This is a genomic window from Acinetobacter sp. UBA3132 (assembly GCF_002364825.1).
Lineage (GTDB): Bacteria > Pseudomonadota > Gammaproteobacteria > Pseudomonadales > Moraxellaceae > Acinetobacter > Acinetobacter schindleri.
This window is the reverse complement of record NZ_DEZM01000236.1, coordinates 2,028-2,510: the sequence shown is the minus strand read 5'-3', so window position 1 is coordinate 2,510 and position 483 is coordinate 2,028. Positions and strand designations below refer to the sequence as shown.

General features: G+C 46.4%; 1 protein-coding gene. It reads right to left on the bottom strand.

Annotation, left to right across the window (positions count from 1 at the left end; genetic code table 11):
• Nucleotides 1-483 (bottom strand): zinc-binding dehydrogenase (locus B4033_RS13300; protein ID WP_286834623.1); only part of this gene is annotated, 483 nt, incomplete at both ends.

Sequence of the window (483 nt, the reverse complement as noted above, 5' to 3'; positions counted from 1 at the left end):
ACGCATGGTTGAACCGGTAATCGTCAGGCGCTTCATCATAATCTGACCCAGCTTCACTTCCTTAGCCTTAGCTCCCCCCAAGAATGCGATATACACCAGACGACCATCACGGCGTAATAGATTCAGGTTTTTCTCCAGATAGGGCGCACCAACCATATCCAGAATCACATCTACACCAGCATTGTCTGTCGCTTCATTAATTACCTGCTCAAAGTCCTGAGTTTTGTAATTAATTCCTGTGGTCAGATGTGAAATCGCCTGGATTTTTTCGTCACTACCTGCTGTGGCAAAGGTTTTAATACCCAGTGATTTACATAGCATGAGTGCCGTAGTCCCAATCCCACTGGTTCCACCATGCACCAGCACCGTTTCTCCTGCCTTGGCTTTACCCATCTGGAATACATTTGCCCACACCGTAAAGAAGGTTTCAGGAATAGCAGCGGCCTGAACAAAGCTTACGTTTTCAGGAATATTCAAAGTCTG